Genomic DNA, 13,815 nt, shown 5'->3' on the forward strand with positions numbered 1-13,815 from the left:
AGCCAACGTGTCGGCCGGCGCCGCGAGCACGTCGAGCGGAATCTGGAGGTGCACCGGGCGCGGCCGGCCGCCCGAGAACACCGCGAACGCGCGCGCGATTGCCTGCGGCAGTGCGTCGGCGCGCGGCACCGTATAGCTGAACGCGGCGACGTTCTCCGCGAACGCATGCTGGTCCGGCAGTTCGTGCAGATGACCGTTGCCCGAGCCGATATCGCCGGACGCGTTGACGCTCGAGATCACCAGCATCGGAATCGAATCCGCATACGCCTGCGCCATCGACGTCGCGATGTTCGTCATCCCGGGGCCGGTGATCACGAAGCACACGCCGGGCTTGCCGGTCGCGCGCGCATAGCCGTCCGCCATGAAGCCGAGGCCCTGCTCATGGCGCGCGCTCACATGGCGCAGCGCGCTGCCGGCCAGGCCGCGATACAGCTCGATCGTATGCACGCCGGGAATGCCGAACACCGTGTCGACGCCGTATGCAGCGAGCAGGTCGACGAGATACATGCCTACAGTTTTCATCAGAATTTGCTCCGAGAGACCCCGCCATTTCCCTCAAGGGGACTTCCTTCGGGGCGAATGGCGGGAAGGAAAGGAGTGCTGTTGACAGGCAGCTTCTTCCACGGGTTAGGATCACCGGCATGATCCTTGTCTACCGCTACCGCGTGAAGTCGCTCAACGGACTGCTCAACAAGCAGAGCCGTGCGGTGAACTACGTCTGGAACTTCTGCAATGACACGCAGAAGCACGCGCTCAAGTGGAGCAAGAAGTGGCCGACGGGTTTCGACTTGAACGTGCTGACGACGGGGAGCAGCAAGGCGCTCGGCATCCACTCCGGCACGATCAACGCAACCTGCGAGCAGTACGCGAAATCTCGCAGCCAGAGCCGACGTCCTTGCTTGCGCTATCGCGGCAGGAAATCGCTTGGTTGGGTGCCGCTGAAGGGCCGTGATCTGAAGCGTGAAGGCGACGCGTTCCGATTTGCCGGCAACACGTTCCGCGTGTTCAACAACCGCCCGCTTCCCGAGGGCAAGATCAAGGACGGAACCAATTTCGCGCAAGATGCGCGCGGCAACTGGTTTCTCAACATCGTGATCGAGATACCCGATGTTCAGGTGCGCCCGATTCGTTCGGGTGTCGGTATTGATCTTGGCCTGAAAGACTTCGCCACACTTTCGACCGGCGAAAAGCTGCCGAACGACCGGTTTGGTCGGCGTGCAGCCGAAAAGCTGGCGAAAGCCCAACGTGCGCGAAAGCACAAGCAGCACATTGCGAAGCTGCACGCGAAGGTGGCGAATGCCCGCGCCGATTTCCAGCACAAGGTTGCGCTCGATCTGGTGCGACGCTTCGATTACCTCGCGGTCGGCAACGTGTCGACTGCCAAGCTCGCCAGAACCAAGATGGCGAAGAGCGTCTACGACGCATCCTGGTCGTCCTTCCGGGACAAGCTCCGTTATAAAGCGATCGCGCACGGGGCCACGTTCGAGGAAGTCGACGAAAGCAGTTCTACCCAGTCCTGTTCGGCGTGCGGGTCGAAAGACAGCACGACGCGGCCGAAAGGTATCGCAGGGCTGCGAATAAGAGAGTGGGTTTGCAGTGAATGTGGTGTCGCACATGATCGTGATATCAACGCTGCCCGAAACATTCTCCGATGCGGACGTGCATCGCCAGCTGTGGGAATCCTCCGCCTTTCGGCCTGAGGAGGACGTCAACGTTCAAGGTAGGTTTCCGGATCGCGTACCGGCCGGCGCGGCCGCCGTCAGTGCGCGAGCCCCGGCAGCAGTTCGCGCACACCCTGCGCGAGCATCTGGAACGCGATCGCGGTCAGCACGATGCCCGACAGCCGCTCGACGAGCGTCCTGCCGATCTCGCCGAGCCGCCGGCACCACGATGCCGAGCACGCGTACGTGAGCCCGATCACGCCCGCATGCAGCACGCAGGCCGCGCTCAGCGCGAGCAGGTCGGACGGCGTGTGAAAGCGCGTCGCGGTCGTGATCACGAGCGACATCACCGCACTGCCGATCGACAGCGGGAAGATCAGCGGCACCGCGATGTAGTTGCGCCATTGCGCATATTCGAGCCGCCGGTCGCCGCCGCTGCGTTCGTCGTTCGCCGTGCCGCGCATCATCGGGATCGACCACAGGCACAGCACGAGGCCGCCCGTCAGCGTCAGCGCGCCGAGCGTGAGGCCGAGCATGCGCAGCAGGAACTGCCCGCCCCACACCGCGCCGACCATCAGCGCCGCGATCCACGCGAACAGCCTGAACGCGATCTGCCGCTGCGTCACGTCGGGAAAATGCCCGGTGACGGCCGCGTACATCGGGATCGCGACCGGCGGACAGAACAGCGTCAGCAGGCCGGTCAGGAACAGCAGCACGTCGCTCGACGTCAGGGTCATCGCTCGATCTCGCATGCGGTCGGAGGGTTGGGAGGCGCATCGGCATGCGTGGCCGGGTGTCGCGGTCAGTCCTGCGCGGCTTCCTGCGGCGCGCGCTCACGCGGCCGCATGTCGCAGTCGAAGTCGTCGAGCGTCGGAAACGCCATCGGTTCGAGCCGGTCGAGCTGCGCGAGATGCTCGTCGTAGCGGTCGAGCACGGCCGCGCGCTCGGCATCGCCGATATACGGCACGTGATAACCGACGAACGACGGCAGCACGTCGAAGCCCGCGTAGCCGAGCGTGCCGCGCAGCACGTGGCGCAGCATCAGGTCGATGTCGCCGTGCACGCCATCCGCGCCGAACATGTAGTCGCGACCGCCGCACGTATAGGCGAGCAGCGCGCGCTTGCCGCGCATCCCGCCGCGGTCGTAGAAGCGCACGCCGCCGTACACCTTGCCCGACACGAGCACGCGGTCGATCCAGCCCTTCATGATCGCCGGCACCGAGCACCAGAACAGCGGAAAGCTCAGGATCAGCAGGTCGCACGCGGCCAACTTGTCGAGTTCCGCGGCGATGTCCGGCGCGATCGCGTTCGCGGCGACGTTCTCGCGCTGTTCCAGCGCGTAGACGAGATAGTCGGGGTTCTTGCGCACGCCGAAATCGGCCGCGCTCGCAACCGGATTCCACTGCATCGCGTACAGGTCGGACACCGTCACGGTATGCCCCTGCGCTTCGAGCGTGCTCACCGCGCGGTGCAGCATCGACGTCGTGAACGACTGCGGTTCGGGATGGGCGTGAACGATCAGGACTTTCATGGTGCGCGTTTTCTCCGCAACGTAACGTTGAATGGTTGAATTCAGACGGCCCCCGCCGCGCGCTTGCGCAGCAGCGACAGGCCGATCGCGACGCAGGTCGCGACGAGCAGCAGCGTGGACACCGACGCGATTGCCGGATCGACGTTCTCGCGCATCCCGTCCCACATCCGGCGCGGCAGCGTGTACACGTTCCGGCTCGAGATGAACAGCGTGACGACGAGCTCGTCCCACGACAGGATGAACGCGAACACCGCCGCCGACAGCACGCCCGGCCGGATCGACGGCAGGATCACGTAGCGCAGCGTCTGCGCGAGGTTCGCGCCGAGGCTGCGCGACGCCTGTTCGATCCGCAGGCCGACGGTCGCGAGCGACGCGGACACGGCCACCACCACGTAAGGCACCGACAGCACGACGTGCGACAGGATCACGGCCGGAAGGCTGTCGAGCATCCCGAGCTCGCCCCACAGCCGGTAGAACGCGAGCGCCGACACGATCGGCGGCACGATCAGCGGAAACAGGATCACGCCGCGCACGAACTCGCCGCGCCGCGACGCGACCTTCCACAGCCCGATCGCGCACAGCGTGCCGAGCGTGACCGAGATCGCCGACGACACCAGCGCGATCAGCCCGCTCTGCAGGAAGCTCGACACCCAGCCGTCGTCGTCGAGCAGCACGCTGTAGTGGCGCAGCGACAGCGCGCCGTCCGGCATCGACAGGTAATCGCTCGGCGTCAGCGATACGGGCACCGACACGAGCAGCGGCAGCATCAGGAACAGGATCGCGGCCCACGCGACGCCGACCACCAGCGCGCGCCCTGCGGTCATTCGGATCTTCATCGGTTCGTCCTCCGGTCGGGTCAGCGCGCGCCGAACAGTTCGCGCAGGTCGACGAAACGCGCGAGCAGCGCGAGCGCGGCCAGGATCGACGCCAGCAGCAGCGACGCGAGCGCCGCCCCGCTGCCCCAGTTCACGAGCTGCAGGATCTGCGTGCTGATGTACTCGGCGATCATCACCGTGCGGCCGCCGCCGAGAATCACCGGCGTCACGTAGAAGCCGAGCGAGAAGATGAACACGAGGATCGCCGCGCCGACGATGCCCGGCCGCGTCTGCGGGAAATACACCTTGCGAAACGTGACGAAGGCACCCGCGCCGAGCCCCTGCGACGCACGTGCGAGCTGTGGGTCGATGCCCTTCATGTTCGCGTACAGCGGCAGCACCGCATACGGAATCATGAAGTGGATCATCCCGATCACGACGCCGATCTCGTTGCGCATTAGCGGCAGCGGCGCGTCGATCAGCCCGACGCGCATCAGCAGCGTGTTCACGAGCCCCTGCTCGCCGAGCAGAAACAGCCACGAGAACGCACGCACCAGCACCGACGCCCAGAACGGCACGAGCAACCCGAACATCAGCGCCATCCGCTGGCGCGGGCCGACGTGAGCCATCGCATACGCGATCGCGTAGCCGAGCGCGACCGAAAAGACGGTCGTGACCGCGCACACGCGCAGCGTCGTCCACAGCACGCGGTGCACGCCGTGGTTTTCCAGCAGCCGCGCGTAGTTCTGCAGGCCGGGCTCCGGCACGGTGAAGCCGAGCCACAGCACACGCACGAGCGGATACACGTACAGCACGATCAGCACCGCGAGCAGCGGCACGACGAGCAGCCAGTAGCGATCGGCCTTCGCGCGGCCGAGCGGGACGCTGCCCGTGACGGGGGTAGACAGGGTATTCATGCGGTCACGCTCACGAGGCGGCGGCTCAGGACGACATCAGGTCGGTGTACTGCGCGAGCGTCGTTTCGTAATGCTGCGCCCACCATTCCGGATTCACCTTGCACTGCTTCGCCCAGTTCTCGGGCGTGCCGGGATTGTCGGCGCGCAGCGCCTGCGGCACCGCGGCCGTCGCGGCCGGCGTCACCGGCCCGTTGCCGAGTAGCGACAGCAGGCGCACCTGCGGCTCGACGCCCTGTACGAACTTGATGAACTGCCACACGGCATCGCCCGACGGGTTGTTCTTCGGCACGCCCCACACGTCGCACGACGCGAGCCCCTGCTCCCACGTATAGCGGAACCGGCCGCTACTTTCGCGCTGGATCACGTTCGCACGCGTATGCCAGATGCACGCCATGCTGACTTCACCGTTGCGCAGCAGCTGCAGGCTGTCCGCGCCCGAATCCCACAACAGCACGTTCGAGCGCAGCTCCTTGAGTTTCTTCAGCGCGCGCGGCACATCGATCGGATAGACCTTGTCCTTGTCGACGCCGTCGGCCATCAGTGCGGCTTCCAGCGCGCCGCCCATCCACTTCCACAGCCCGCGCTTGCCCGGAAACTTGCCGACATTCCAGAAATCGGCCCAGTTCTTCGGCGGATTCGCGCCGAACTTGCGCGCGTCGTAGACCAGCACGTAGCTCAGCAGGTACGACGGCACGCCGAAGTCCGATGCGAGCCCCGGCAGCGCATTGCGACCGACGACCGAATAGTCGATCGGCCGCAGGAAACCCTGCTTGCCGAGCTTGATCGCCGCGAAGCCGTCGAGGTCCATCACGTCCCAGATCACGTTCCTGTTCTCGACCATCGCCTTGATCTTGCCGTCCTCCGGCGACGAGTCGTAGCCCATCCTGATCCCGCTCGCCTTCGTGAACGGGTCCATGTACGCGGAGCGGAACGCCGAACGGGCTTCGCCGCCCCACGCGCTGAGCACGATTTCCTTCGGATTCGACGCCAGCGCGTCCTTCGCGCCCAGCGACAGCAGCGTCGGCGCGATGCCGGCGGCCGCGCACAGCCGGAGGAAATCGCGGCGCCGCTGCGACGTCGCGGGTTGAAGGTCGCGTGCTTGGTCGAGCAGGTCCTGCAGATGGCGGTTCGTCATGGTGTCTCCTCCAGGGCTGGGCAGCGCCCGCACGCATCTCGTCGTTTCCGGGCACCGGTGAATCGATCGGCGACGACGGCCTGCGCCGCGTCGCGCGGGATGCAGCGTTCGCGGCGTCAGTCGGCCGCGATCCGGCAGGTCGCGTCGCGCTCCCACTGCACGAACACGTCCATGCCGGTGCGCGGCGACGCGAGCCCTCGCCACGCGGGCACGTCCGCCGTCATGCAGCCGAGCGCCGACGTCTCGATCTCGAAGCGGTACGACGAACCGAAATAGCTCCAGTGACGGATGCGCCCGGCCACTTCGTTGTGCGCGCCGCCGCACGACGTCGCCGACACGGCGACCTTCTCGGGGCGTAGCGCGAACAGCAGCGTGTCGTCGGCCCGTGCGCCGCACGCGGGCGCGACGAACCGCGCATCGCCGACGCGGTAATGCGTCGTCGCCGCATCGCCGCCGAGCGCGACGCCTTCGATGAAGTTGCTCTTGCCGAGGAAATCGGCGACGAAGCGGTTGGCCGGCTGCTCGTACAGCCCGTCGGGCGTGCCGATCTGCTCGAGCCGGCCGTCGCGCATGATCGCGATCCGGTCCGACATCGACAGCGCCTCCTCCTGGTCGTGCGTGACGAACAGGAACGTCGCGCCGAGCCGCTCGTGCAGCGCCTTCAGCTCGACCTGCACCTCGCCGCGCAGCTTGCGGTCGAGCGCGCCGAGCGGTTCGTCGAGCAGCACCAGGTCGGGATCGAACACCAGCGCGCGCGCAATCGCAACGCGTTGCTGCTGGCCACCCGACAACTGGCGCGGCAGCCGGCTCGCGAGATGGCCGAGCCGCACGAGATCGAGCGCGGCCTTCACGCGCTTCACCGCGTCGGGCCCCTTCTGCTTGCGTACCATCAGCGGATACGCGACGTTCTGCTCGACCGTCATGTGCGGAAACAGCGCATAGCCCTGGAACACCATCCCGAAGTTGCGCTTCTCCGGCGGCAACGCGACGATGCTGCGGCCGCCCACGCGCAGGTCGCCGGTGGTCGGATGTTCGAAGCCCGCGACGATCGTCAGCAGCGTCGTCTTGCCGGAACCCGACGGCCCGAGGATCGTCAGGAATTCGCCGCGCGGAATCTCGATCGACGTTTCCCGCAGCGCATGCACGCTGCCGTAGCGCTTCGACACGCGATCGATCTGCAGGCCCGCGCCGTTCACGACGCGCGCAGCCGATGCCGTGCGCGCCGCCTCCGCTCCGGGCCGCCCCTCCTCCACACCTGCCGACGTCTCCATCACCGCGCTCATCGTGTGTCTCCTGGTCGACTCACAATTGGGTTGAACGTTCATTTAACAGAACTTATACTATGCCGAAATGCGGTCCGCAAGTAGCGGCGACCCTTGCCGGCTCTGACACACCCCGACACACAACAACCAGGAGACAGTGATCAGCATGAGCATCGAGGACATCCGAATCGAACGGCACGACGGCGTCGTGACCCTTCGACTGAACCGCCCGGCGAAGCGCAATTCGCTCGCGCGGCCGCATCTCGACTTTCTTCGCGAGACGCTCGACGCGCTCGCGAACGATCCGGCGGTGCGCTGCGTCGTACTGACCGGCACCGGCAGTGCGTTCTGCGCAGGCGCGGACGTCGACGAATGGGCCGAGGCCGAGCGCAACGGCGAACTCGACACCTACGGGTGGACCGAACGCGCGCACCGCTTCGTGCAGGCGCTCGCCGCGTTTCCGCGCCCCACCGTCGCGGCGCTGAACGGCTCGACGGTCGGCGCGGGCACCGACATCGGCTTCGCGTGCGACTTCCGCATCGCGAGCACGGCCGCGACGTTGCGCTGCGGGTATACGGGCATGGGCTACAGCCCCGACATGGGCGGAAGCTGGTTCCTGCCGCGCCTCGCGCGCCCCGACGTCGCCCGCCGCTTCATCTTCCTGAACGAACGCTGGAGCGCGCAGGATGCGCTCGCGGCCGGACTGGTTTCCGAAGTCGTCGACGCCGATGCGTTCGCGGAGCACGTCGCCGCGTTCGCCGCGCGGCTCGCACAAGGGCCGAGCGTCGCGTTCGGCCATACCAAGGCGCTGCTCGCGCAGTCGCTCACGCATACCCTCGCCGAGCAGCTGCGCGGCGAGCTGGCAGCCGGCGTCGCTTGCGGTCACAGCGAGGACGGCCAGGAAGCGCTTCGCGCGTCGGTCGAAGGTCGCGCACCCCATTTTGTCGGGAGATGATTGATGGATTTTTCGCTGACCCAAGAGCAGGAAATGCTGGTGACGTCGCTGCGTCAGTTCGTCGAAAAGGAACTGCAGCCCCATGAATTCGCGGTCGATCGCGCGGACGACGTGCCGCCCGAACTCGCCGATTCGATCCGCCGCAAGTCGCTCGAGCTCGGCTTCTACGCGTTCAACATGCCGGAAAGCGCCGGCGGGCCCGGTCTCGACTACGTGACACAGGCGCTCGTCGAGCGCGAGCTCGGCCGCACGAGCTGGGCGCTGCACGTGTTCGTCGCGCGGCCGAGCAAGATCCTGATGGCGTGCAAGGGCGACCAGATCGAGCGCTACCTGAAACCGGCCGTGCGCGGCGAGCGCGTCGACTGCTTCGCGCTGACCGAGCCGGGCGCCGGCTCCGATGCGATGGGCATCCGCACGCGCGCGGTGCGCGACGGCGACGACTACGTGATCAACGGCAGCAAGCACTTCATCAGCCACGCGGACACGGCCGACTTCGTGATCCTGTTTGCCGTCACCGGCGAGGAGGAAGTGCGCGGCCAGAAGCGCAAGCGCGTGACCTGCTTCCTGATCGACAAGGACACGCCGGGCATGACCGTGCGCCGCGGCCCGCACTGCACGAGCCTGCGCGGCTATCACCAGTCGGAGATCTTCCTGAGCGACTGCCGGGTGAGCGCCGCGCAGATCCTCGGCGAAGAGCATCGCGGCTTCGAGCTCGCGAACGACTGGCTCACCGCCGGCCGCGTGATGGTCGCCGCGAACAACATCGGCCGCGCGCAGCGCGCGTTCGAGATGGCCGCCGAATGGGCCGCGACGCGCCATCAGTTCGGCAAGCGCATCGGCGATTTCCAGGGCACGTCGTTCAAGCTCGCCGACATGCAGACCGAGATCCGCGCGGCGGAACTCGTCACGCTCTATACCGCGCAGAAGCTCGACCTGGGCACGATGACCGACGGCGATGCCGCGCTCGCGAAACTGCTGGCCACCGAAACGCTCGGCCGCGTGACCGATCACGCGGTGCAGATCTACGGCGGCATGGGGCTGATGGACGAACTGCCGATCGAACGCTTCTGGCGCGATGCGCGCATCGAGCGCATCTGGGAAGGCACGTCCGAGATCCAGCGCCACATCCTGTCCAAGGAAATCCTCCGACGCTACAGCTGACGCGAATCGTCGCGCCGGCCCGCAAGCCGGCGCGCGTTCAGAAAGGACCAACATGACCTCTTCCCCTGAAGTCAGGGATCGTCGTGCCGCCGCGGCCAACCTGCGCCGGCTGCTCGAGCCGGCCAGCATCGCGTTCGTCGGTGGACGCGGCATCGCGGGCGCCGTGCGGCGCTGTCGCGACTACGGCTATGCCGGCGACATCTGGCTCGTCAATCCGAACCATGCCGAGATCGACGGCGTGCGCTGCCATGCGAGCGTCGCCGACCTGCCCGCCGCGCCCGATGCGGTGTTCGTCGCGGTCCCCGCGCGGCAGGCGATCGACGTCGTGCGCGCGCTCGCCGAACGCGGTGCCGGCGGCGCGATCGTGTACGCGTCGGGTTTCTCCGAAACGGGCGCCGACGGCGCCGGATTGCAGCAGGCACTCGTCGACGCGGCCGGCGACATGGCCGTGCTCGGGCCCAACTGCTACGGGCTGATCAACGGCCTGAACGGCAGCGCGCTGTGGCCGGTCGCGCACGGCGCGCCGCGCGTCGAATCGGGCGTCGCGGTGATCACGCAAAGCGGCAACCTCGCGTACAACCTGTCGATGAGCGCACGCTCGGTGCCGTTCGCGTACCTGGCGAGCGTCGGCAACCAGGCGTCGGTCGACATCGCGCGCCTCGTCGACGCGTTCGTCGACGATCCGCGCATCCGCGCGATCGGCGTGCATCTCGAAGGGCTGAAGGACGTGCGCGCCTTCAGCGAGGCCGCCGCCCGCGCGCTCGCACGCGGCGTGCCGATCGTCGCACTGAAGAGCGGGACGTCGGCGCTCGGCGCGCAGCTCGCGATCAGCCACACGAGCTCGCTCGCTGGCTCGGACGCGCTGTACGACGCACTGTTCCGGCGGCTCGGCGTGATCCGCGTGAAGGACCCGGTCGGCCTCGTCGAAACGCTGAAGCTGCTCGCGATCGCCGGTGTGCCCGAGCGCCGCACGCTCGCCGCGCTGGCGACGTCCGGCGGCGATGCGGGGCTCGTCGCGGATCTCGGCGAAGCGCGCGGCATCGCGTTCCCGCCGGTCGGCGACGCCGGGCGCGACGCGCTCGGCAACGTGCTGCCCGCGTACGCGACGATCGCAAACCCGCTCGATTTCACGACGACGCCGTGGGGCGATCCCGACAAGATGCGCGCGTGCTGCGACGCGCTGCTCGCCGACCGCCCCGGCGCGGCTGCGATGATTCTCGACTATCCGCAGGAAGCGACCGGCGAGCGACCGCTGTGCGACATCGCCGCGAACGCGTTCGCGGCATCCGCGCGCCAGCACGGCGTGGTCGGCGCGGTGATCTCGGTGTTTCCGGACCTCACGCCGCCCGATCACGCGGCACGCATGGCCGCGGCCGGCATCGCGCCGCTGCAGGGGCTCGCCGACGGGATCGACGCGATCGGCGCGGCGATGACCTACGGCGACACGCGCCGCCGCGTGCTCGACGCCGATGCGCTGAGCGCGCTGCCGGTGCTGCGGGCCGGTAACGGCGGCGGCAGTGACGACGCCACGACGCTGCACGACGAATGGGCGAGCAAGCGGATGCTGGCCGCGCACGGGCTCGACGTGCCGTCGGCGGAATGCGTCGCGCCCGCCGATGCGCCGGCCGCCGCGCAACGGCTCGGGTTTCCGGTCTGCGTGAAAGTGGTCAGCGATCGCCTGCCGCACAAGACCGAGGCCGGCGCGGTCGCGCTGAAGCTCGCGTCGCCCGAAGCCGTTGCCGCCGCAGTCGAGCGGATGACCGAACAGGTCGCGCACTACGCGCCGGACGTGCCCGTCGAGCGCATCCTCGTCGAGAAGATGGCCGACGCGCCGCTGCTCGAACTGATCGTCGGCGTGAAGCGCGAGCCGAATTTCGGTCTCGCGCTCGTGCTCGGCACCGGCGGCGTGCTGGTCGAGCTGATCCGCGACACCGCGACGCTCCTGTTGCCGGTGCGCGAAAGCGACGTGCGCGACGCGCTGCTCGGGCTGAAGCTCGGCCCGCTGCTGACCGGCTATCGCGGGCGGCCGAAGGCCGATCTCGATGCGGTGGTGGCAAACGTGATGGCGATCGCACGCTTCGCGCAGGCGCACGCCGACACGCTCGTCGAACTCGACGTCAATCCGCTGCTGGTGATGGAACGCGGCGCGGTGGCCGTCGATGCGCTGGTGAGGCTCGACGCCTGACACCCGCCGGCCCGCTCATGCGTCGCGCGAACGGGCCGGCGGCAACCGTGCGCGACTGTGGGGGCGGTGCTTCGCCGCAGTTCGCTCAATGATGCTCACGCAATCGTCGCCGGGCGCCTCGCGCAGCGCGGCGGCGACGTCACCGTTCGACGCAGGCCCGGGCCGGGTCGACGGGGCCGGCCCTGCCCGGCCCATACAGGAGAAACGATCAGAAGTTGTGTCGCATGCCGATGCGCGCGGCGGCCTGCGTGCGGCTCGTCGACGGCGTGAAGCTGTAGCCGATCACCGCATCGACACCGTTCGACGCGCGCATCCAGTCGACGGCCGCATACACGTCTGTGCGCTTGGACAGCGCGTAATGCGTACCGAGCGCGACTTCGTGCCAGTGATGGCCTTCGAACGTCGTGTACTGGTAGCCCGCGACGAGCGACAGCGGCGCGGTCGCCTGGTACAGGCCACCCGCCTCGTACACGCGCATCGTCGACGATTGCCCGTAGCCCTTGAACGTCGTGTTGCTGAAATCCGCGTTGAGCGTCAGCTTGCCGAGCGTGTACGACGCGCCGATCCCGAAGATCGACTGCGAGTCGATCGCGAACGGCGTCGAATCGTGCAGGTCGGTGACGGCGCCCGTGGCCGGATCGACGGTCGCGACCGTCTGTCCGAGCATCGTCCTCACGCCCATCTGCGCATACGGATCGAGCGCCGCGAGCCGGCGCGGCGAATTGAGCCGCGTGTAGTTGCCGCCCGCCGAGAAATCGCCGTGCGTGTAGCTCGCGCCCAGGCTCCACGCACTGCCGTCGTGGAAGCTGCCCGCGTCGTTGCTGAACGAATACATGCCGCCGACCACGAGCCCGTGAAAGGCGTTGCTGACGAACTTCACCGCGTTCTGCAGCCGGTCGCCGCTCTGGCGGTCGAAATCGCCGAGGTGCACGCCGTAGCCGCTGCCGAACGCGCTGACGTTGTAGTTCGCGGTGAAATCGAATGCGAAGTCGTACTGGTTGCCGAACGTCAGCGTGCCCCAGTCGTTGCCGAGCCCCACGTACGCCTGCCGCCCGAACATCGCGCCGCCCTGGTTCAGCTTGCCGGTGCCGAGCCGGAAACCGTTCTCGAGCTTGAACACGGCCTTGTTGCCGCCGCCGAGATCCTCGGTGCCCATCAGGCCGACGCGGTTGCCGTACGACACGCCGTCGTCGAACAGGTACGCATGCCCGCCACCCGTATTGTTCACGTAGGTGATGCCGCCGTCGATGATCCCGTACAGCGATACGCTGCTCTGGGCGTGTGCATAGCCGTGGACCATCACCGACATCATGCCGGCCAGCAGGAAGCGCTTCTTCATTTTCGGTGTCTCCGGTTTCCGCGCGAGGCGGATCGATTTTTCGTTGTGCGTATCGTGCAGATGCGCCGCCGCCCTGCTTCGCTTCGGCATCGCGGCGCTGGCGAGTATAGGTTTCGTTGAATGAATGTTCAATCCATTACGACATCGGTCGGCACCGGTGTTTACACGCATCGGCGATATCTTTATTGAAAAAACGTTCAACCCGTCATAACATCGACCGGCAGCCCCCGCGGACGACGTGCGGGCCCGTTCCGAACCTCGGAGTGCACTGGATGACGACCACCCTCAGCCCCGCCGCCGAGCCGCGCCTGCGCTCGGCCTACGAAGGACAGAAGTCGCGCCCGTACGACCCGGCCGCGCCGATCGCGACACCGCTCGAACTGCATCGCTGCACCGTGCAGCCCGAGTGGGTCGACTACAACGGCCACATGAGCGAATCGTGCTATCTGCTCGTGTTCGGCGACAGCAGCGATGCGTTCTTCCGTTACTTCGGCATCGACGACGACTATCGCGAGGCCGGTTGCTCGATCTACTCGGCGGAAACGCATATCCGCCACCTGCGCGAAGCGATGCTCGGCGAACCGCTCAGGCTCACGGTGCGGCTGCTCGACCTGGACGACCGACGGCTGCACGTGTTCCATTCGATGCATCACGCGACGACGGGCGCGCAACTCGCGACCGGCGAGCAACTGCTGACCCACGTCGACATGCACGCGAAGCGCTCCGCGCCGTTCCCTGCCGCGATGCGCCGGCATCTCGACGCGATTCACGCCGAACATGCGCGCGCGCCGCACGAGCCGCATGCGGGCAGCGCGATCGCGATCCGCCGCCCCACGCCCGCTTCACGCTGATCT

The 13,815-nt window shown here is 67.5% G+C and carries 13 protein-coding genes; 5 read left to right on the forward strand and 8 right to left on the reverse strand.

The genetic code is table 11. The features are described from left to right. On the reverse strand, window positions 1-522 hold a 522-nt coding region (locus tag G3O06_RS28995; protein ID WP_277403759.1), incomplete at its 3' end, for a thiamine pyrophosphate-binding protein. Between the two features lie 119 nt (window positions 523-641). On the opposite strand from G3O06_RS28995, the gene G3O06_RS29000 reads away from it, so the two are divergent. Further along, window positions 642-1,700, forward strand: a complete 1,059-nt coding sequence (locus tag G3O06_RS29000) for an RNA-guided endonuclease TnpB family protein (protein ID WP_205818291.1) — start codon at window positions 642-644, stop codon at window positions 1,698-1,700. Between the two features lie 59 nt (window positions 1,701-1,759). On the opposite strand, the gene G3O06_RS29005 is transcribed toward G3O06_RS29000, so the two are convergent. From G3O06_RS29005 to G3O06_RS29030, 6 genes are all read right to left on the reverse strand, one after another. Further along, window positions 1,760-2,398 (reverse strand): MarC family protein, encoded by a 639-nt coding sequence (locus tag G3O06_RS29005; protein WP_122949365.1) that lies wholly within the window; start codon window positions 2,396-2,398, stop codon window positions 1,760-1,762. Between the two features lie 65 nt (window positions 2,399-2,463). Beyond that, window positions 2,464-3,192, reverse strand: a complete 729-nt coding sequence (locus tag G3O06_RS29010; RefSeq protein ID WP_205818292.1) for an NAD(P)H-dependent oxidoreductase — start codon at window positions 3,190-3,192, stop codon at window positions 2,464-2,466. A gap of 41 nt (window positions 3,193-3,233) precedes the next feature. Next, window positions 3,234-4,028 carry an ABC transporter permease gene (locus G3O06_RS29015; protein ID WP_205818293.1) on the reverse strand — a complete coding sequence of 265 codons (795 nt, stop codon included), beginning with the start codon at window positions 4,026-4,028 and terminating at the stop codon, window positions 3,234-3,236. 20 nt (window positions 4,029-4,048) lie between these two features. Further along, window positions 4,049-4,924 carry an ABC transporter permease gene (locus G3O06_RS29020; protein WP_205818294.1) on the reverse strand — a complete coding sequence of 292 codons (876 nt, stop codon included), beginning with the start codon at window positions 4,922-4,924 and terminating at the stop codon, window positions 4,049-4,051. A 25-nt stretch (window positions 4,925-4,949) separates the two neighbouring features. Then, entirely contained in the window at window positions 4,950-6,059 is a 1,110-nt protein-coding gene (locus G3O06_RS29025; protein WP_174910870.1) for an ABC transporter substrate-binding protein, read from the reverse strand. A 116-nt stretch (window positions 6,060-6,175) separates the two neighbouring features. Further along, window positions 6,176-7,342: an ABC transporter ATP-binding protein gene (locus tag G3O06_RS29030; RefSeq protein ID WP_205818295.1), complete on the reverse strand. Its 1,167-nt coding sequence runs from the start codon at window positions 7,340-7,342 to the stop codon at window positions 6,176-6,178. Window positions 7,343-7,487: 145 nt separating this feature from the next. Between G3O06_RS29030 and G3O06_RS29035 the strand changes: the two genes are divergently transcribed. From G3O06_RS29035 to G3O06_RS29045, 3 genes are read left to right on the forward strand one after another with little or no spacing between them, the layout of a single operon-like run. Further along, entirely contained in the window at window positions 7,488-8,276 is a 789-nt protein-coding gene (locus G3O06_RS29035; protein WP_174983841.1) for an enoyl-CoA hydratase-related protein, read from the forward strand. A gap of 3 nt (window positions 8,277-8,279) precedes the next feature. After that, window positions 8,280-9,437: an acyl-CoA dehydrogenase family protein gene (locus tag G3O06_RS29040; RefSeq protein WP_122949358.1), complete on the forward strand. Its 1,158-nt coding sequence runs from the start codon at window positions 8,280-8,282 to the stop codon at window positions 9,435-9,437. 52 nt (window positions 9,438-9,489) lie between these two features. Beyond that, on the forward strand, window positions 9,490-11,622 hold the full coding sequence (locus G3O06_RS29045) for an acetate--CoA ligase family protein (RefSeq protein ID WP_205818296.1): 2,133 nt from the start codon (window positions 9,490-9,492) through the stop codon (window positions 11,620-11,622). A gap of 208 nt (window positions 11,623-11,830) precedes the next feature. Here G3O06_RS29045 and G3O06_RS29050 read toward each other — a convergent pair whose 3' ends face one another. Continuing rightward, window positions 11,831-12,961: a porin gene (locus G3O06_RS29050; RefSeq protein WP_174910885.1), complete on the reverse strand. Its 1,131-nt coding sequence runs from the start codon at window positions 12,959-12,961 to the stop codon at window positions 11,831-11,833. A 272-nt stretch (window positions 12,962-13,233) separates the two neighbouring features. Here G3O06_RS29050 and G3O06_RS29055 point away from each other — a divergent pair, with 272 nt between their 5' ends. Next, a complete protein-coding gene (locus G3O06_RS29055) occupies window positions 13,234-13,812 on the forward strand; it encodes a thioesterase family protein (protein ID WP_205818297.1) in 579 nt (192 codons plus the stop codon). The last annotated feature ends 3 nt before the right edge of the window (window positions 13,813-13,815 follow it).

Origin of the sequence: Burkholderia sp. Ac-20345 (assembly GCF_017104825.1) — a bacterium.
GTDB lineage: Bacteria > Pseudomonadota > Gammaproteobacteria > Burkholderiales > Burkholderiaceae > Burkholderia > Burkholderia lata_B.

Coding starts and splice junctions, on each gene's coding strand:
- G3O06_RS29030 (WP_205818295.1), bottom strand. CDS start 7,342: ATGAGCGCGGTGATGGAGACGTCGGCAGGTGTGGAGGAGGGGCGGCCC.
- G3O06_RS29015 (WP_205818293.1), bottom strand. CDS start 4,028: ATGAAGATCCGAATGACCGCAGGGCGCGCGCTGGTGGTCGGCGTCGCG.
- G3O06_RS29020 (WP_205818294.1), bottom strand. CDS start 4,924: ATGAATACCCTGTCTACCCCCGTCACGGGCAGCGTCCCGCTCGGCCGC.
- G3O06_RS29045 (WP_205818296.1), top strand. CDS start 9,490: ATGACCTCTTCCCCTGAAGTCAGGGATCGTCGTGCCGCCGCGGCCAAC.
- G3O06_RS29055 (WP_205818297.1), top strand. CDS start 13,234: ATGACGACCACCCTCAGCCCCGCCGCCGAGCCGCGCCTGCGCTCGGCC.
- G3O06_RS29050 (WP_174910885.1), bottom strand. CDS start 12,961: ATGAAGAAGCGCTTCCTGCTGGCCGGCATGATGTCGGTGATGGTCCAC.
- G3O06_RS29005 (WP_122949365.1), bottom strand. CDS start 2,398: ATGACCCTGACGTCGAGCGACGTGCTGCTGTTCCTGACCGGCCTGCTG.
- G3O06_RS29000 (WP_205818291.1), top strand. CDS start 642: ATGATCCTTGTCTACCGCTACCGCGTGAAGTCGCTCAACGGACTGCTC.
- G3O06_RS29010 (WP_205818292.1), bottom strand. CDS start 3,192: ATGAAAGTCCTGATCGTTCACGCCCATCCCGAACCGCAGTCGTTCACG.
- G3O06_RS29035 (WP_174983841.1), top strand. CDS start 7,488: ATGAGCATCGAGGACATCCGAATCGAACGGCACGACGGCGTCGTGACC.
- G3O06_RS29040 (WP_122949358.1), top strand. CDS start 8,280: ATGGATTTTTCGCTGACCCAAGAGCAGGAAATGCTGGTGACGTCGCTG.
- G3O06_RS29025 (WP_174910870.1), bottom strand. CDS start 6,059: ATGACGAACCGCCATCTGCAGGACCTGCTCGACCAAGCACGCGACCTT.